The following is a 16474-nucleotide window of genomic DNA, read 5'->3' as shown; positions in this document are numbered from 1 at the left end:
TTATATAACATTATTATTTTATTGTCAGCTACTAATTTACTAATTTCACAATCAATTACTCTCCAACAATCTCTCTAGCTTCTTCCACAGCATCTTCCGACCTACCACTCAATCCATCAACTTTCTCATTTGCTCTAGTCAACTCTGTTTCCAAATGTTCTACATACTCATTTAAAGCTTCATTCTCATCTACTAACACTTGTTTCTCATCTTTCAACACTTCAATCTGTTCTTCTAGTTCTTTAATCTGCTCAACTAATCCCGGAGGATTCATATCCTCTAATTCCTCCAAAGCTTCCTCAGCAGACAATTTATCCTCATTCACCTGACGTAGAATATCCATAATCTCATCAATATTACTTTCTGTGTTACTTACCTTCTCATCACCCTCAAACGATAGCCATGTTGCACTTGCGTATGCTCCTACTGCAAATACACCCGATAGTAGTAAAATTGTTGCTAATGTGATTATGATTCTTTTAATTGTTTTATCCATTTAATTTATTCCTCCTTTTATATTATTTGTAAATCAATTCCGTATATTAATACAGTATATAATATTATTTAGTTATAGTCAAGCATTGGATAAATTATTCCTTAATGTAAATATTAACATCTGTATGATGGGTTGAAATAGCATACTCACCTCTTAATACAATCATAGTACTCAAGTCTTTAAAGATTTTAATCTGAGACACATTTAACTCTTTAAAAGGTAGAATCCCATCATGAAGATTCTCGTCTTTGTAAACTGTCATATTCTCTGTGTCGTACACATTCATCTTGAAAAATAAAGCGTCAATGTATCCACTGAGTCCACCATCAGGATCATAAGTATCTTTGATCGGATACATATGCATAATTGGATTCTTTATTTGTTCGCTTATTTGATATATCTCTGTATACATTGCGAACGTTTCTTCTATATGATCAACGCTATTCTGGTGTAGTTCTATTTCATTTTTAATAAACATCTGTACTCACCCTCCTTTAATTAAAATTGACCTTTTATTATAGTATTGTTTATATTTTAATCTTCAATAATTATTTCCCAACCAAGCCATTACATAGCATAAGATAAAAATAACGATCAATGACACTATCACAAATAGAACCATACTTTCTAATGCCGCTAACGCTAAGATTCCCATAACTAATGCAATTAAACCAACGAAAACTCCGAAATATATGAATGCTTCTTTGAGAATCCTTTTGTTCTTTTTATTCATTTGTTCACCTTCTCTCATAATTTGACCAACCACTTCTAGTAAGAAAGATTTTCAAAAACATTCCACTTCTTTCCCTAAATGTAAAACCTTTAGAGGTATAGATGGAATGATTTCTCTATCCATAAAACAATATCTCTCCTAGCTACCTAACAGGTAGCGTAGAGAAAAGATCGGCAAACGCTTTTCTTTGCTGATCTGTGTATGCTAATAAATGGATTATCCTTATTAATAGCTTATTCCTATTTTTGACATACGAGATTATATGTCAATATCGCCTATCACCTGCCAGTATCTTAAAGATTTGACTTTCCCTTCTACTCTTTCGCTAGTTCTTTTACTCACAATTTCATACCTTAACTTATTTTCTTTAAAATAAGCATTAATTGTGCTTATCCCTTTCTGAAGTCTACCTCTTGAATCTTTAAGTAGAATCTTGTTGATTAACTCTTTCTGTTCGTCTTTAAATAATCTCTTGTCAACTATGCTATCCAAGTAAAACTCCAAGTTTTCTTTGTAACTTTCGTCAGTCTCAATGAAAACCTTACTCATATCGAACCACTCCTTGATAAACTCTGTATAACCATATTTACCTTTAGTAAGCATCAAATTAATGTCCTCTATGTCAATAAGACACTTAAAGTATGCTAATTCGTTTACTTTCTTAATTACTTTTCTGTTGGCTGATTTTTCATCTGTCTCATCGTAAATTATATTAGTCTTATCAACCTGACGATAATATTTCTTATTGTAATCTTCTACACCATATTCTCTAAGATAATTCGCTTTCTCTATCATCTTCCTAATATTCCCTTTGCTGCCGCCTAATTGCTTATTGTTCAAATTACTTAACACTAAATGTAAATGATCGTTATCATCTACAAGCCTTTTCCTGCCGATACATTGCGTTAATACTCGAACATCCCTAAAGTTATGACAGACTATATTAGTTACTTCCGAGTCTTTTATGCTTACTCCTGTGTCTAGAACACTAGTCGTAAAAAGAATTAAATCCTCAAAGCGTTCATTTTTCAGCATACTGTTGACTTTATCTTCATCAACATGTTTATAGGAACTATTGTGTGGCGAACAATTAAACATAGAATGCTTCTTATACTTTTTATGTAATTCAACAGCAAGTTTTGTGTTATTGATAAAGAAAATTGATTTATATTTTCCTTTTATTGCCTCTTCAACAAAACTTTCTAGATCATCTGCTTTGTTATATAATGTTAAAGTTTTAATGAAATCATATTCAGTTTGCAATTCATATTTATGACGTATGTTCAACTTCCTGTAATTCTCTAAGTATCTCTCCACATAATCTCCTGTTGCACTCATAAAAATCCTAATACTATTACTGGCATCGAGGATTGATTCAAGTGATAGGTCTGTTGTTCGACTGAATGATGCGTCGCTAAAGAAGTAATGAAATTCATCGCAAACTATATAATCATATGTGCTAGGATCAATGTTTTCTTTGTTACTTCTTTTGATTTTTCTATGTTCAATAGCTTGATATGTAGTCAATGTTATTACATCTGTCTTGTTATCTTCTTCAATCTCCATTTGAAATTGTTTCAAACAGTTTAACCTATGCACTAAAAACAGTATCTTTTTACCGTTTGCTTTGGCATGTTCGTATAGCCTATGTTTTACAAAATAACTTTTTCCTTTGCCTGTTCCGGCTGATATTGTAATTAAGTCTCCTTGTTGCCAATCTTTGTAATCCGTTACTTTGTCTGTTACTCTCATATTAGAATCTCCTTTAATTTAATTTTATCCTTGGTAGCTATCTAGTGCTTCCTGTAACTCCTTATTCTTGTAGTATAAAGTGAATATCCTTTTTTCCTTTGGGCTAATTCCTTTCGTTATGTACCTTATTCCCAAATTACTTAAATGCTTTGAGAGTTTTGGGTTATAACAAAACAGAAATTCGCTGCTTGATGGTTGTTGATCCATTTTTAATTCTCCTTTTAGAATATAATTTTAACCTATTTACTATCTATATACATTATATAATATTTATTACTTATAGTCAACCTAATCCACAAACTATTTTAATTATTATTCACCTTTCTGTCCCACTACAAAACATCCCCCATGCAACTTATACATTGAGCAAATACACAATCACAAGTATAATTACTATTGCAATTGTATTCATAATAACTACAAAAAGTATATCAATATGAATATTGGAATATTTTCTTTCTTCGCTTGTTACAATCACACATACCGATATCACATTAACAACCAAGAGGATTAGAACAATAGTTAAGTCTGTCATTCTAATCATCAGCCTCAATAACAAACTCAACATTCTTATTCGTATCAATCATCTCTACAACGAATGCCTTAACATTACTCTTTCTATAGAATGTATGTATACACAATCCATCCATAATTAATCTCCATCCGCCATCATGATCCCGTACTATAGAAACATAATATTGTTTACTCATTGTTATCTCCTTCTAGTGCTCCGTTGAGCTAATTACGAATGGTTCACTATCATCATATAGATCATTTTCTAATACCCATTGGAACGTCATATATGCCCAAGCTGTTCCATATTTAAACTCTAAGTTGTTTACTCTAATGAATACATCATCTGGTAAATCTTTCACATCTACTAACATTTTAGTTTGCAGATCAACTTCACCTTCAAAATCCTCTTGCACTTCATCATATGTGTATCCGCAAAGCTCGGCATAGAATTGCTTGGCTTCCTCTGCTGAGTTAGCTGCAACGTTTTCTATATTGTTCATTTTGTATACTTTCATTGTCATTTTGGTTTCCTCCTTTTGGCTATTTATTATTTGTCTTAATTTAAATTGGTGAATATTGATACAGCTAGAATTATAGCAACTACATCATCTATAATTCTTGATGTGATTTTACCGTAAATTAACCTCTCCGCACCTTGCCATGAGAATGCGATAAGTAAATATAAGATAATTATGGTAATTAGATTTAACATTAATGTTCCTATTGACATTCATTTTCACTCCTTATCAATCTTTTTAAAATGTTTCTGAAAATATCCCAATGGAAAAATATCTTCTTTTCCATCATCACTTCGGATTGCTATAATATCCCACATTTCAACATCTGTCACTTTAACCTTTAATTTTCCACCTATTAGTTGATAGTCGTATTTCAATATTGTTACGTCCTGTCTCGTCAAATCAAAAACCTCTTTCTACATTGCCTGCTTTTTCTGCTAACTTCAAGAATAACTTCTCAGCTTCACGGGGTGACATTTCAAGATAAAAATTAAAATCGTCATACTCTCCTACTCGAACATGCAAATAGTTTCTATAAGCATCGTAAGTACTGAAATGCATATGCCTAAATTCCATTTGTAATTTCGAAATATTCTTCTCCTCAGTCTCAGTATAATATTGTTCACGTTTAATAATTATTTCTTGATTCAATGTTATAAACCCCTTTGTCAGTTTTATGCCACTCTTTCACATCTTCTTCTGTGATGCATCCAGTCTTTAAGTGCATTTGCCAAACATCATTATGTACACCATCTGCATAATAATATGGATAGGGCTGATATCCCATTTCTTTAGCTAATACAACACTCTCAGCTCTTATTAATGCATGAGGTGGATCGTAATAACCTTTCCACTTCCCGAAGCCATTCTCCCATTCAATAAGTTGTCCAGCCCTACCATGTCCACAACAACAGCCTAATGTTATAATTCCTGCGTCATTAAGTTCTCTGATCTCTTCGGCTATACAAGCATCAACAGGAACACTACTTCTGTTTTGCCCTTTATTGATTATATTTACGTATGTATGTGTACCATGTTTACAAATATTGATCGCTCCTTTCTTGTCTACTTTAAGTCGGAATACAACGTTACAGATTTTCTCTAATTTCATCCCGCATACCTTGCATACTATCAATAAAATTGTCATATTCTTTTAAGTTATTGAAATGTAGAATAACTCCATTTCCAAGGTGTAATAAGATTCCTTCCTCATAAGTGTCTCCATCTGAATCATGCATATCAATTGAAAAAGCTAATTTGTATTTACTCATAATTCCATCCTTTCTATGTCGCATTTTTGTCAAATATACACAATAACATTTCTTATAAACATTCCTAGACAAAACAATGCAACTACTACATGTGCGATTTTCCAATATTTGTTGTCCTGACCGTCAGCTAAGATTAAGTTCACAAAAGACAATAATGCATAAAATAACGTTATGGGTATCCATGTGCTCATAACTTCACTCCTTGATAATCGCATTCGTGTTTAATTGTACTGGTGGTATAATCTCTCTTCCCTGATACCAACACTCATTTCTAAAATATGTTTCAGGATTGGACTCAATCACACTTCTCTCAAATCTAACTCGTCTATTCGCTCTTTCTTCATCTGAGTAAACGTCTAACACATCTACTATCCCATCTTTGTGGTGTTCATAAAGCACTATGTAAACATCCATTGTATAACTTCCTTCCAGTATAATATTTTTTATCTAATAAAATCGTAGCTTTATTAGATGAGTTTATTAGTCTCGATTATGTAAATTACATTATAGTCGTCAAACCTTTCAAACTGTGCTAACACTTCATTTTCATATCTACCTATTGTTTCTATGCTGCAAACTAGTCCATCTGGTCTTTGATAATATACAGTGTACAAATTAATAATCCTCTTTCACCTCTTGGTAAAGTTATTTGAAATGTACCTTATGCGCATCAAACTCTGTGATTGTTTTTAATACAATACTGTCTTTGGTGTAGTCGACAATTCTGCCACTTGTTTCTGCACCTGTGTCGTTATCGACTACTGTTACATAGTCACACTTCTGAGGCGTGTCAGAGTTGTCTGTATCTTTGTTTGTTAATACGTCTCGAAGTAGTTCAGTGAAGTCTTGTTTGTGATTTTTGTTGTTAGAACTCCAAATTTTCATATGTTCACCTCTTTTCTGTTGTGTGCTGTGGATTGGTTTTATTTATCTGTATATATTATATAATATTTATTAGCTATTGTCAACTTACTTTCTAAACAACTTCTTCTTCACTTTAACAAAATTCTTCTTCAAGATTTTATCATCTTTAGAAATAACACCTACTCCGCCTTCACCATTTACCTCATAAGCCGATACACCATTCGTTTTCACTGCTTCAAAATCATAAACCTTCTCTTTAACAAACACCGTCCTACCTTGTACAACAACGTCTTTAGTACATTTCATTTGTTTCATATTAAATTGCCTCCTCATATATTGGTTTATATTTTAATTCAAACTTTTTTGCAAAATAACTTAGTACACGACTCTGTTCTTCTGTTACATCTTGATTCATTTTCCCTCTTGCTTGGGTAATCATTCCATCACGCAATTCAACTGTCACCAGTGATTTGTCTACTTCTTCCTTATTACGTAAGAATAAAATTGTAGAACTCCCATTGGTAACATTTCTTATATAACTCCCAATGCAATGTGATAAAGCGTTACCTTCTTTTACTAAGTCTTCCGGTTCTTGTGGAGGAAATAGCTTATACCCTTTGTAATTATATTCATACTTTTTATGTTCTTTAACTTTTTTCTCCCAATTCTTTTTCTGAATTTCATCCAAATTGATCTTATAGTTCATTGCTGCAATATCGTGCATTGTTCTTAAGTATCTAGGATAACGTTCAAAATTAATATTGTCCATTTCTACATTCATACGAACATAGTCGTGGTATGTATCTACAGAATGTCTTTCGCTTAATCCTTGAGTTGTCTCACACTCAAAATATACATATTCAATAACCCTTTTCTCACTGAGATTGTAATCTTCACTTGTTTTTATACATGATTCATATCGATACATATTTCTCCCATAAGTATAGTCGGATTCATTATCGAAAAATGTCTGTGATTTATCAACCCCATATTTTTCTCCCAACTTGGCAACATAGCTCAACAGGTTAATCATTCTCTGATCTGCTTTATCGTTTATACCCAAGTTTCTAAGGTCTCTTGGGTAGATACCATATCGAGAAATCATCTTCCATCTTGTTTTAGATACACCTAGAATACCTCGTGGTGAAGTCTCATCTGGATTGATAACATCAGAGTAATAATATCGGTTGCTATTTAAATTAAGTCCAGCCTTATATAAAATTTCAAAGTAGCTGTGTCGTGTTATTAATCTATAGAAAAATCTGCTGATACGATTTGAATATTCCTCTCCCATAGCACCAAGGTATCTGTATGCGTTAGTATACAATCCTTGATTGTGCTTGGTGGATAGTTTAGTGAATATCTCTTCTCTATCTTTATAGGAATTGGGAAAGATTGTATCAATATTCCTTTCGCTAAATTTTACATCCTTTAGATTGCGCTTAATCCAATATTCTTTGTGTCTTAAGTCATAGTATAATTCTGTTAGTATCCCATTCTTACCTGCTAAGGGGTGTCCTGAATCTGGATTATAAATAAAATAGATATGGAATCCATAATCCATCTTTTCTTTGATGTACATTGTTCCTAACTCAATATCCTCAACAGAATCATTTTTTGAATTGATGGGGATACTTTCGTATCCTGCGTTTCTGATCCTTGTCTTCTCTTGTTCGATTTTCTGAGACATGGTTAACTTTTTCATTTTGGTGTATTTCCTCCTTATTGATATAATATAGTATTAATTATCTATTGTCAATGCTTTTTGAAACTTTCTTTTATTCTTATTTATGTTATAGTAGAGGAAGCCGAATCTAGGAGAATAGATTTTTAAAGCGCAACCTCTACTATTCTTATCTTACCACATATATCCGCAAAGTCAATTCATTTATCTGAATATAATATTTTTAGCTCTTTGGTATTACTAAATTACATTACTTGTTTGCTTAAACTTTCTTCAATTTTAGCACCAAGCCCACTTGCTGTACGTTTAACACCAGTCTCCTTTTTATCATATTTAGCTTCTAGCGCATCTGATTCCATTTTCTTCAGAATATAACGTTCCATTATTTCAGCCTCAATACCCGTGCTCCCATAGAGGTGAAAAATTTTGTTGTCCTCGATACTATTTATACGTAAACCTCTTTTAGATGATTGTTTAACTGTATTAACTTTGTAACTAGGCGTATAGAACACATAGTTGGTACACCATTGCAAGTTTACACCGACTGAAATTAGCTGTGGGTGGGAAAGAAAAACATCGTACTTTCCACTCTTTTGGGCTTTATTAATTACTTCGGCTCTCTTAATCGTTGGCACATTTGACTTTAGTACATAGACGCTTAATCCATAGTTTTCTAAAATAGTTTTCAAGCGATCCTGCATATTAATTCCTGTTGTATATTTTCCATTAGTAACGAACTCAGTATACACCCAAGTTTTACGCCCATTCTCTTTCTCTTGTTTACAAATCTCAACCAATTTCTTTTCCTTTGGCAATATTTGTTTTTCAAGGTTGGTCGGCTGTACAAACGTATCCATCTTTTCAGAGCCTTCTTTAAAGATGAAAGGTATCTCTTTCCAATTGAATGGATTATTAACATAGTGTTTAACTACACTATCCTTATAAAAACTCGCATTAAATGCGCTTGCCCCTTCTATATCATCCATCAATCGTTTTTCGCTAATTTGCAATTCCTTAGGAACATCTATGGCAACATACTCCTCTTTTAATTCAGGTAATCGTTTTCCGGCTACATCTTTCAATTCCGTAAAGATATACGATGAAGCTAAGTATCGAGAGTATAAAATTGGATTAATTCCTTCTATCTCCTGAAGAGAACTGTCTTTAACCTCAATTCTACTTGATTTATAAAAATCACTGTCTTTAATTTTAGTCTTCCCTAATAAAGTCCCATAAGCTTTAACAAATTTGTCCTGATCAAACACATTATCTTTTTTTAATTGGTTGGGAATCAACGCAGACAAAACATTATATACACTGCTTGCATATCCATTAGATACTGTACCAGATAATAAAATAACTTTTTTGGCACGTTTCATAACGTCACGGGAGGAAACGCCAATGAGACTCTGTGCGTTTCCTGCGTCATGAATCTCGTCTATTGTCACGCTGTCCAGTCTAATATTCTTTTTCTTCATGTAGTTGATGATACTTGTCTTCTTTGTTTTGTCATATACGGCTTGAAATAATACGCCACCACACTCAGAACATTTGTAATTGCTTTTCTTAGGTGTATTAAAATCTTTCTCGGTGAAAAATACTGTGTCTTTTCGTAAAGGATTTTGCAATGGTTTTCCACAGTCAGAACATAAACATACTTCAATCTCTTTATCCACATCTCTTGTCCATCCGTATTCTGTTTTTTCTTGTATAGTCATTGTACGTTTAACAGGAATAACACCATGTCTTACTTTATATGACAATTTGAATGTCTCTTTACCTACCAATAGATATGTAGGCTTATCTACATTCATTTTTGTTTGAGTGTGAAAACGAATAAATTCGTTGGTGTTCTTAATAATCTTTACATCAATATCTTCAGCAATTGCTGTTCTCAGTTCATCTTCCCATTGTGTAAGAGTAATAGCTGGTGCGACAATAAGTGAAATATAATTACTTTTGCCTTTTTCGTGGTGATATAGATGATTAATCTTTGAAGCAATGAAAGATTTTCCAACTCCCATTTCTGCTGCCAAATAAACAAATCTACTATCCTTCTGCTGTAAAACTTGCACGCCTGATTGAATCAACGGAATCTGACCGTCATAGGGCTTCTTTTCACCCTCGAACATCTTCTCATCAATCTTATTCTCATCATATAATACGCGAATATTCTTATTCAGCTTCTCCTTAATCGGGTCAACAAACGTAACTAAGTAATCTGAAATATCCTCAATCTCATCCCAATTAAAACTCTCATCTACTTCCATATCTACTTGTTCTAATGATTGCTTAAACGCCGTTGAATTAACATACCATACACCTACATTACTCAATCCCTCTTGTGTACTATAGATATCACATTCTTCAACTATTGAGTAGTATTCAGTTTGTTTCGCTAATACTTTCTCAACTATATCTTCAGTAACAGGTAGATATTGTTTGTTACTCATATATTTTGTTAGTGATTTAACTAATCCTTCACCATTCCAATCAAACACGTAATTTTCTTGTTTGACATTATGAATGACTCCATGAGTATTTTTACTGTCATGTTTATTTAATTTGTATTTAAATTTTTCATCGAAAGTGCGAATATTATTTTCAAAGAAGATATTAGAACGATCTCTTAATGTAATACTTGATTTACCTTGGATAAGATCGGCAAATGCCTTCTTTATTTTTCCAGATATATCTACAAAAGAACCGAGTATTAAACTTGAGTTATGCAGTACTAAAAAATCTGCACTAACCTCAGCTACATTTTGATTTCTCTCAGCAACAACATACGGTATCATTTTCTTACTCATTCTAAATCTCCTCCAGTTCCGCCAGATAACTCTTTAACTTTAGCTTTTCCATTCTTACTAACCAATACATTCAAATATGGCTCTGAGTATAGCATTTTCTTTTTTATAACTTGTTCTTCACCGTTTGCTAACTCTTCAGTTGTTTCTTCCTCATGTATTTTTTGTTTCATACCTCCGGCAACTATATGCTTACCTTTTCCGTTGATTTCCATATCTCCATTAATCATCCCTGAAGCGATTATGTTAGCCAGCTCACCGGATTTTATTTTTGTAGGCTTCATAATCACGCTTTCTCCCATATCCTTAACCTCAGTCATTTCCTTAATCCAATTCCAATTATCATTATTCAAATTAGAGTTATGATAATTAGCTTCCAATACAACCTTATGATTACGTTTCATTTCACTATATGGTACTTCTGGAATATAGAATCTTCTCATGTCATACATCTTAACATTAAACTCTGGATTACTATTTACAATATCACTAATTTCTTTTACTTCTTGTTGCAACACCATAGCTTGAGTTACATTACCTTTGTTTAGTGGATTCTTTCTTAATTCTGCATATACGACAAACTGCTTATACTTTGCATATTCTTCTTTGTTTACTTTATATAGATGTTCTTTTTCTACATGAAAGTGTTCAACTATCAATGGCAAACTATCCAATACATCATCTTTACGAATGACCATTACAATTTTACCATTATCATTTGTATGGTTGCTACCTTTACTATTGAATAGTAACTTCTCGTCTACAATCATCTGTAGATAGTGCTTAACGTTGCGTTGTTGGTTCGTATCTCCGTATGGAGGATTATACAACATCAATGAGATTGATCCTTGTGGTAGCTGATTAAACTCCTCAAACGTACCATTGTATGACTCATCTATTAGTTCATTATCCTTTATCTTATTATAACGATTAGTCTCTAATTCATTTGCTATGAGATGTAAGTTAGCTGCACCCAACTCTTCATGTGGAATTGCTGACTTGAATAGTTCTAGCCATTTACCTTCACCTGCAAATAAATCTGCAATTGTGATTGTTTGCTTAGACGAATAGCCAAAAGCTACATTGAAACATTTGTGTATGGTTTCAAGATCACCTTGGTTGAGTAGATAGTCATACATTATAGTCATTGGATTAGTTACACCAGTGTCCATGGCTTTGAGGATTTGTTGCTGATATGTAGTTTTACCTAGATATTCTTGAAGATATGTTCTTGATTCTGCGCTTACTGAAAGTCTACCTAGTACACCAATCATGCGATAGATGATTTTTTCGTCAGTAGGGTAAAACATCATTTTTGAGGCTGATTCAAGTACCATAAATAAAAACTCCCTTGTAATATAGTATTGTCTGCTTTTCTTATCTAAGTTCATTATAGCACAACAGATATTATATTACAAGGGATATAGTATTATTTATTTATTAAATTTAAATATTCTTCTTCTGAGATGATTGGCACACCTAGTTTCTTAGCTGCTACATTCTTAGAGCTACTTGATTCTTTGTCGTTGTTGATCAAATAATCTGTATTTTTACTGATACTTCCTTTTACAGTTGCTCTATTTTGTTCAATATCTGCACTCAACTCTTTTCGATTTTTGAAACGATTTACTTTTCCTGTGACTACAAATGTCAATCCAGCAATTGAACTTTCTTCTGATTCAGTTGTCTCTTCAAATGTGATTCCTTTACTCAATAACTCATTATACAGATCAATATTTTTCTGATTAGTGATCCAGTTATATATATGACTTGCTAGAACATTTCCAATTCCATCAAGTCTAAGAATATCTTCTTTTGTTGCAGATAAGAATGTTTCGCTATTGTAAACTTCTGCCAGTATCTTTGATGCTGTTCTACCTGTGTTCGGTATTCCCAATCCATATATGAAATTAGCAAAATTAACATGTTTAGTAGATTCAATTGAATTAAACAATCTGTCGTATGACTTCTTACCAAATCCTTCTAGCTGTGTGATTCCATCTTTAAACTTGTCTATATCATATAAGTCACTAACACTCTTGATATATCCCTGTTCAATGAATCTCTTTACTGTTGCTTCAGATAGTCCGACAATGTTCATAGCATCTCTACTTGCATAATGAACGACTCTTTGCATTAGTTGTGCTTTACAATTGCTATTAGGGCAATGTAGAAATCTTGCTTCTTTTTGTGTTCTAACTTCTACCTGTGAACCACATTCATTACAAGTCTGTGGTATCTTAAAAGTGTTGCTTCTTGTTAGATTGTCCATAATCTGAGGAATAACCATATTAGCACGTCTTACAGTGATTGTGTCACCTATGCCTAGTTGCAATGATTCAAATATATCTACGTTGTGTAATGAAGCTTTACTGACCATAGCTCCATCGATATTCACAGGATCAAACAAACCTACCAATGAAACAATTCCTGTTCTTGTTGTGTTCAATTCCAATCCTCTGAAAGTCGTCTCATGTACCTCATCATCATGCTTTAAAGCAATTGAATGCCTTGGAAACTTTGATGTACTTCCTAATGAATTGCTAAACTGAATATTATCGTATGTGCATACCAAACCATCTGTTGGATATCCTAATTCTTTAGCAATGGATTGTAATTCTACAACTGCTTCTCTAAAGTTTTCACTGCTGACATATTTATATGGAACAACATCAAATCCTTGTCTACTTAGGCTCTCCAACTCGCTCTTTTTGAAATTAAAATCACTGCTTTGAATCCCATAAGCAATAAATTTCACATGTCTATCTTTACAAATTTCACTATTCAACTGTCGAACAGATCCACTTACAAGATTACGCGAATTACTATACTTATCTTCCTCATTGAATTGTTCATTTATAATATTAAAGTCATTGTCAGTTATAATTGATTCGCCTACAACAGTAACATCCACATCGCTATTCAGTGGTACATTCTTAAACACTTTAACATTATGTGAAATATCTTCCCCTATTGTTCCAGAACCTCTCGTTGAACCTTGCCGCAACTGTCCATTTTGATAAGATATTTTAGTAGCTAAACCATCTAATTTTATACTTAAAATACACTCTTTATCACCAATAAACTCTTCTAACTCATCCAATGATTTTGTTTTGTCAAGTGACAATAACGGAATTTCATGTTTGACTTTTGTTAGTTCTGATTTAACTTCATAGCCTACATTTTGACTAGGTGAATTGGAATATAAAATATTGGATTCTTTTTCTAGTTGTAACAACTCGTCATACAACTTATCATACTCTTTATCTGAAAGAACAGGTTCATTCAAATTGTAATACTCATGATTGGCGTGATTCAATTGTTCAATCAATAACTGTAATTTGCTCCGCATATTCACATCTCCTTATTATATAGTATAGCACTATTTACCCATTGTAAAAAATTTAAAGTGTACCCTGTAGGATTCGAACCTACGACCTATCGGTTATGAGCCGATGGCTCTGACCAACTAAGCTAAGGGTACATTGTTGCTAACACTTGTACATATTACATCGTTTGATGATAAATGTCAATGATATAATTTGTGCTCATTCTCCAGTGTCACCAAACTCCACAACCACAATATCATCAACATGATCAAATCCTGTAACTGTTCCAGAGTGAAACTTTAGCTGATATGTATACATGATGCTTTCACTGATCTCAACTTTACCAATTAAATTGGATAAATGCCCTGCTTTCTTATATGCATATTGATTTATGATGTTATTCACTTTTAATCACCTCATTTTTTTATCTACTGGTTCGCAACATAATCGGAATGCGAATTACTTATTTTCAAATTTGTTCCCCGAAATAAATATTTCTGCATGTTTATTGAAGTATTCATGAGCGTTCCAGTTGCCGAACATAAAGCAACCATTTAAAAATGTTACCTCGTGCTCTATTTCTGCTTCGGTAATTCGATTAATACCGATTACATAGTCACCTTCGTAAATTTCAGTGTTATAGCGATCTTTCAAACCTGTGTATTGCATGACAACAATGTTTCTGGCAGTTTTATAGACCCAATCACTTTTTCTTTTTCTGTAACCCACTTCGAATAAAATTTGGTCTCCTTCTGCTTCGGGGAATCCGCAACGATCAAACTCTAAACTAGACAAATCAACCATTTTTTTATCTTTTTCTATCCAAGCTCTAAATTTAATCTCTCTCATTTAAAAAAATCACTCCTTCGCATTTTCTGTCAACTATAAAATAAAATAAAACGAGCCTTTTATCGTGTATGATCAGCATACCAAGAACAGTCCAACAACTCTCTCGCAATATCTGCCAACTTAGATATATCAGCGGAATACACTTGTTCGTTTATTATTTCTAAAATCTCCTCATAATTCTTACCAACTAACACTCTGTTATCATCTTCTTTGTCTATTAACATATCACCCATAAACTCCCTAAATTCTTCGCTGCTCATATTATTAAAGTGTTCTTTTGCCTTACGTCTAACTTCTAGTACTTCTATATCAAAGTCGCTCATGTTCATATAAGTCATTTTTCATCCTCCTGTTATTCGTTGTAAAGGCATCCACAATTATAAAGTAATTTAAAATAACTTCTTAACTACTGTCCACTCATTTTCATGAATCTTGATCCACTCTCTTTTGATTAGATCCTCGATTGTACTTTGAATCTTAGATTCTTCATGACTCAACCGCATTTTTAATTCCCTTAATGATGTGGATCGACCTCTTTTATTATGGTGTTGAATAATAGTTATTATTTTTCGTTCTAAGTTGGTCAGAACAGAAGCAGTCTCCATAAGTAACACCTCATTTGCTTAAATACCTTCATTGTCAATTATGAAATATGATTGTAAAAACTCATTCAATTCTTTTTCATAGTTGTTAAATTCTTCTTTTGTTCTAAAATCATTAAAATCGAATTTTTCACCATTAAGAATATACTTAATAAAGTACTCACTCATTGGCTTATCACTTTTGACCCACTCAATATTTTTACTCTGACTACCTCTGATTATGTTTTCTGATTCTAGTGTATTTATGAGACTGCCATTTTTAAATTTAATTTCCAATTAACATACCCCCCTTTTATATAAATTCGCTCTTTTATTTAAAGTGTTCAGAACTAACACCCAAACTTTCGAACGTTTCGGTTATTAATTTGTCATGAATAAAGCCTGTCAATTGTTCGAATGTTACCAACCCTCTTAAATACATCTTATACAGACCTTGAGATTCACTCATATCTTCCATCCTTTTAAAATGATTATTTTAATTGAATCTTTCCATAGTAAATATCATTTAGAATCCTACACAATCTCTCTGCTTCTTCATCGTCATACAGTGTAGCAATTAGCAAATCTTGTGAATCATGGTTGTAAAAAGTTCCATCGGTTTCATAGAGTTCTAATCTTCCATCTCTTCGATATTCTAAAAAATATGGTTCGTACATTTGTCATCACCTCACTATTTTGAACTAAACATTCAACTTATTAATATTTTTCCAAGTGATCTTTTGGAATTAGATAACCTAGCCCAGATGTTGTCTCACCCAAAATTAATCCGTTATCGTATTCGTAAATAACATGAAACTTATGATATTTTTCCAACTCATTATATTTCTTATTTAAATGAGTCCACTTATCTACAAACATGTCTCGATCAACATAGTTGCCAGTTTTAAGTACCTTGTCACTATAGTCGTACACCTTTTGTGTCAACTCTTCAGCTACATCCATATCAATTTTTAATTCGTCTATCAACTTAAAATAAATGTCATTTGCTAAACCATTATACCCTTGCACTATATTAAATAATTTTCTGTCCATTTTTTCATTCTCCTTTTAATA

At 32.6% G+C, this 16474-nt stretch carries 25 protein-coding genes and 1 tRNA gene; all 26 read right to left on the bottom strand.

The features are described 5' to 3' along the window. Positions 1-55: 55 nt before the first annotated feature. On the bottom strand, positions 56-496 hold the full coding sequence (locus tag CIL05_RS07420) for a hypothetical protein (protein WP_095654889.1): 441 nt from the start codon (positions 494-496) through the stop codon (positions 56-58). 94 nt (positions 497-590) lie between these two features. Next, the gene (locus tag CIL05_RS07415; protein ID WP_133065299.1) at positions 591-908 is read right to left on the bottom strand and encodes a hypothetical protein; all 318 of its coding nucleotides are present in this window, start codon (positions 906-908) and stop codon (positions 591-593) included. A 129-nt stretch (positions 909-1037) separates the two neighbouring features. Further along, a complete protein-coding gene (locus CIL05_RS07410; protein WP_095654887.1) occupies positions 1038-1247 on the bottom strand; it encodes a hypothetical protein in 210 nt (69 codons plus the stop codon). A gap of 240 nt (positions 1248-1487) precedes the next feature. Further along, on the bottom strand, positions 1488-2981 hold the full coding sequence (locus CIL05_RS07405; protein WP_095654886.1) for a DEAD/DEAH box helicase family protein: 1494 nt from the start codon (positions 2979-2981) through the stop codon (positions 1488-1490). Positions 2982-3517: 536 nt separating this feature from the next. After that, positions 3518-3691: a hypothetical protein gene (locus CIL05_RS22145; RefSeq protein WP_165769073.1), complete on the bottom strand. Its 174-nt coding sequence runs from the start codon at positions 3689-3691 to the stop codon at positions 3518-3520. Positions 3692-3703: 12 nt separating this feature from the next. Then, positions 3704-4018: a hypothetical protein gene (locus CIL05_RS07390; protein ID WP_095654883.1), complete on the bottom strand. Its 315-nt coding sequence runs from the start codon at positions 4016-4018 to the stop codon at positions 3704-3706. A gap of 215 nt (positions 4019-4233) precedes the next feature. After that, the gene (locus CIL05_RS07385) at positions 4234-4416 is read right to left on the bottom strand and encodes a hypothetical protein (protein WP_095654882.1); all 183 of its coding nucleotides are present in this window, start codon (positions 4414-4416) and stop codon (positions 4234-4236) included. Position 4417: 1 nt separating this feature from the next. Next, complete coding sequence (locus CIL05_RS07380) at positions 4418-4666, bottom strand: hypothetical protein (protein WP_095654881.1); 249 nt, start codon at positions 4664-4666, stop codon at positions 4418-4420. Beyond that, positions 4644-5126 (bottom strand): hypothetical protein, encoded by a 483-nt coding sequence (locus CIL05_RS07375; RefSeq protein ID WP_095654880.1) that lies wholly within the window; start codon positions 5124-5126, stop codon positions 4644-4646. Before CIL05_RS07375 ends, CIL05_RS07380 begins: the two co-directional genes overlap by 23 nt. Then, positions 5104-5286: a hypothetical protein gene (locus CIL05_RS07370; RefSeq protein WP_095654879.1), complete on the bottom strand. Its 183-nt coding sequence runs from the start codon at positions 5284-5286 to the stop codon at positions 5104-5106. The genes CIL05_RS07375 and CIL05_RS07370 overlap by 23 nt, the downstream gene beginning before the upstream one ends. A 195-nt stretch (positions 5287-5481) precedes the next feature. Further along, positions 5482-5700 carry a hypothetical protein gene (locus CIL05_RS07365; protein ID WP_095654878.1) on the bottom strand — a complete coding sequence of 73 codons (219 nt, stop codon included), beginning with the start codon at positions 5698-5700 and terminating at the stop codon, positions 5482-5484. Between the two features lie 231 nt (positions 5701-5931). Beyond that, positions 5932-6171, bottom strand: a complete 240-nt coding sequence (locus CIL05_RS07360) for a hypothetical protein (RefSeq protein ID WP_095654877.1) — start codon at positions 6169-6171, stop codon at positions 5932-5934. Between the two features lie 84 nt (positions 6172-6255). After that, complete coding sequence (locus CIL05_RS07355) at positions 6256-6465, bottom strand: hypothetical protein (protein ID WP_095654876.1); 210 nt, start codon at positions 6463-6465, stop codon at positions 6256-6258. A 1-nt stretch (position 6466) separates the two neighbouring features. Next, positions 6467-7855 carry a PcfJ domain-containing protein gene (locus tag CIL05_RS07350; RefSeq protein WP_095654875.1) on the bottom strand — a complete coding sequence of 463 codons (1389 nt, stop codon included), beginning with the start codon at positions 7853-7855 and terminating at the stop codon, positions 6467-6469. Between the two features lie 224 nt (positions 7856-8079). After that, the gene (locus CIL05_RS07345; RefSeq protein ID WP_095654874.1) at positions 8080-10644 is read right to left on the bottom strand and encodes an SNF2-related protein; all 2565 of its coding nucleotides are present in this window, start codon (positions 10642-10644) and stop codon (positions 8080-8082) included. Next, positions 10641-11978, bottom strand: coding sequence for a hypothetical protein (locus tag CIL05_RS07340; RefSeq protein WP_095654873.1), 1338 nt, complete (start codon positions 11976-11978; stop codon positions 10641-10643). The genes CIL05_RS07345 and CIL05_RS07340 overlap by 4 nt, the downstream gene beginning before the upstream one ends. Before the next feature lie 92 nt (positions 11979-12070). Then, the gene (gene ligA, locus CIL05_RS07335) at positions 12071-13993 is read right to left on the bottom strand and encodes an NAD-dependent DNA ligase LigA (RefSeq protein ID WP_095654872.1); all 1923 of its coding nucleotides are present in this window, start codon (positions 13991-13993) and stop codon (positions 12071-12073) included. 58 nt (positions 13994-14051) lie between these two features. Then, positions 14052-14125 (bottom strand) — tRNA-Ile (locus CIL05_RS07330). A 64-nt stretch (positions 14126-14189) separates the two neighbouring features. After that, positions 14190-14375: a hypothetical protein gene (locus CIL05_RS07325; protein ID WP_095654871.1), complete on the bottom strand. Its 186-nt coding sequence runs from the start codon at positions 14373-14375 to the stop codon at positions 14190-14192. Between the two features lie 54 nt (positions 14376-14429). Further along, complete coding sequence (locus tag CIL05_RS07320) at positions 14430-14819, bottom strand: YopX family protein (protein WP_095654870.1); 390 nt, start codon at positions 14817-14819, stop codon at positions 14430-14432. A gap of 59 nt (positions 14820-14878) precedes the next feature. Beyond that, positions 14879-15157, bottom strand: a complete 279-nt coding sequence (locus CIL05_RS07315) for a hypothetical protein (RefSeq protein ID WP_095654869.1) — start codon at positions 15155-15157, stop codon at positions 14879-14881. 51 nt (positions 15158-15208) lie between these two features. After that, entirely contained in the window at positions 15209-15424 is a 216-nt protein-coding gene (locus CIL05_RS07310; RefSeq protein ID WP_095654868.1) for a hypothetical protein, read from the bottom strand. Between the two features lie 18 nt (positions 15425-15442). Then, on the bottom strand, positions 15443-15697 hold the full coding sequence (locus CIL05_RS07305) for a hypothetical protein (RefSeq protein ID WP_095654867.1): 255 nt from the start codon (positions 15695-15697) through the stop codon (positions 15443-15445). A gap of 34 nt (positions 15698-15731) precedes the next feature. Beyond that, positions 15732-15869 carry a hypothetical protein gene (locus CIL05_RS22140; RefSeq protein WP_165769072.1) on the bottom strand — a complete coding sequence of 46 codons (138 nt, stop codon included), beginning with the start codon at positions 15867-15869 and terminating at the stop codon, positions 15732-15734. A 22-nt stretch (positions 15870-15891) separates the two neighbouring features. Beyond that, positions 15892-16077, bottom strand: a complete 186-nt coding sequence (locus tag CIL05_RS07300) for a hypothetical protein (protein ID WP_095654866.1) — start codon at positions 16075-16077, stop codon at positions 15892-15894. A 40-nt stretch (positions 16078-16117) separates the two neighbouring features. Beyond that, positions 16118-16453 (bottom strand): hypothetical protein, encoded by a 336-nt coding sequence (locus CIL05_RS07295; protein WP_095654865.1) that lies wholly within the window; start codon positions 16451-16453, stop codon positions 16118-16120. Positions 16454-16474 lie beyond the last annotated feature (21 nt).

The organism is Virgibacillus profundi (genome assembly GCF_002287375.1).
In the GTDB taxonomy this organism is placed as follows: domain Bacteria; phylum Bacillota; class Bacilli; order Bacillales; family Amphibacillaceae; genus Virgibacillus_K; species Virgibacillus_K profundi.
Note: the sequence above shows the minus strand (reverse complement) of the source record. Positions and strands in the feature narration are given on the sequence as shown.

What these genes read in the sequence shown, in the direction of transcription:
- CIL05_RS07350 (WP_095654875.1), bottom strand. Translation starts at nt 7,855, where the DNA reads ATGAAAAAGTTAACCATGTCTCAGAAAATCGAACAAGAGAAGACAAGG.
- CIL05_RS07315 (WP_095654869.1), bottom strand. Translation starts at nt 15,157, where the DNA reads ATGACTTATATGAACATGAGCGACTTTGATATAGAAGTACTAGAAGTT.
- CIL05_RS07295 (WP_095654865.1), bottom strand. Translation starts at nt 16,453, where the DNA reads ATGGACAGAAAATTATTTAATATAGTGCAAGGGTATAATGGTTTAGCA.
- CIL05_RS07365 (WP_095654878.1), bottom strand. Translation starts at nt 5,700, where the DNA reads ATGGATGTTTACATAGTGCTTTATGAACACCACAAAGATGGGATAGTA.
- CIL05_RS07375 (WP_095654880.1), bottom strand. Translation starts at nt 5,126, where the DNA reads ATGAAATTAGAGAAAATCTGTAACGTTGTATTCCGACTTAAAGTAGAC.
- CIL05_RS22145 (WP_165769073.1), bottom strand. Translation starts at nt 3,691, where the DNA reads ATGAGTAAACAATATTATGTTTCTATAGTACGGGATCATGATGGCGGA.
- CIL05_RS07390 (WP_095654883.1), bottom strand. Translation starts at nt 4,018, where the DNA reads ATGACAATGAAAGTATACAAAATGAACAATATAGAAAACGTTGCAGCT.
- ligA (WP_095654872.1), bottom strand. Translation starts at nt 13,993, where the DNA reads ATGCGGAGCAAATTACAGTTATTGATTGAACAATTGAATCACGCCAAT.
- CIL05_RS07310 (WP_095654868.1), bottom strand. Translation starts at nt 15,424, where the DNA reads ATGGAGACTGCTTCTGTTCTGACCAACTTAGAACGAAAAATAATAACT.
- CIL05_RS07370 (WP_095654879.1), bottom strand. Translation starts at nt 5,286, where the DNA reads ATGAGTAAATACAAATTAGCTTTTTCAATTGATATGCATGATTCAGAT.
- CIL05_RS07345 (WP_095654874.1), bottom strand. Translation starts at nt 10,644, where the DNA reads ATGAGTAAGAAAATGATACCGTATGTTGTTGCTGAGAGAAATCAAAAT.
- CIL05_RS07355 (WP_095654876.1), bottom strand. Translation starts at nt 6,465, where the DNA reads ATGAAACAAATGAAATGTACTAAAGACGTTGTTGTACAAGGTAGGACG.
- CIL05_RS07420 (WP_095654889.1), bottom strand. Translation starts at nt 496, where the DNA reads ATGGATAAAACAATTAAAAGAATCATAATCACATTAGCAACAATTTTA.
- CIL05_RS07300 (WP_095654866.1), bottom strand. Translation starts at nt 16,077, where the DNA reads ATGTACGAACCATATTTTTTAGAATATCGAAGAGATGGAAGATTAGAA.
- CIL05_RS07415 (WP_133065299.1), bottom strand. Translation starts at nt 908, where the DNA reads ATGTATACAGAGATATATCAAATAAGCGAACAAATAAAGAATCCAATT.
- CIL05_RS07405 (WP_095654886.1), bottom strand. Translation starts at nt 2,981, where the DNA reads ATGAGAGTAACAGACAAAGTAACGGATTACAAAGATTGGCAACAAGGA.
- CIL05_RS07410 (WP_095654887.1), bottom strand. Translation starts at nt 1,247, where the DNA reads ATGAGAGAAGGTGAACAAATGAATAAAAAGAACAAAAGGATTCTCAAA.
- CIL05_RS22140 (WP_165769072.1), bottom strand. Translation starts at nt 15,869, where the DNA reads ATGAGTGAATCTCAAGGTCTGTATAAGATGTATTTAAGAGGGTTGGTA.
- CIL05_RS07360 (WP_095654877.1), bottom strand. Translation starts at nt 6,171, where the DNA reads ATGAAAATTTGGAGTTCTAACAACAAAAATCACAAACAAGACTTCACT.
- CIL05_RS07340 (WP_095654873.1), bottom strand. Translation starts at nt 11,978, where the DNA reads ATGGTACTTGAATCAGCCTCAAAAATGATGTTTTACCCTACTGACGAA.
- CIL05_RS07320 (WP_095654870.1), bottom strand. Translation starts at nt 14,819, where the DNA reads ATGAGAGAGATTAAATTTAGAGCTTGGATAGAAAAAGATAAAAAAATG.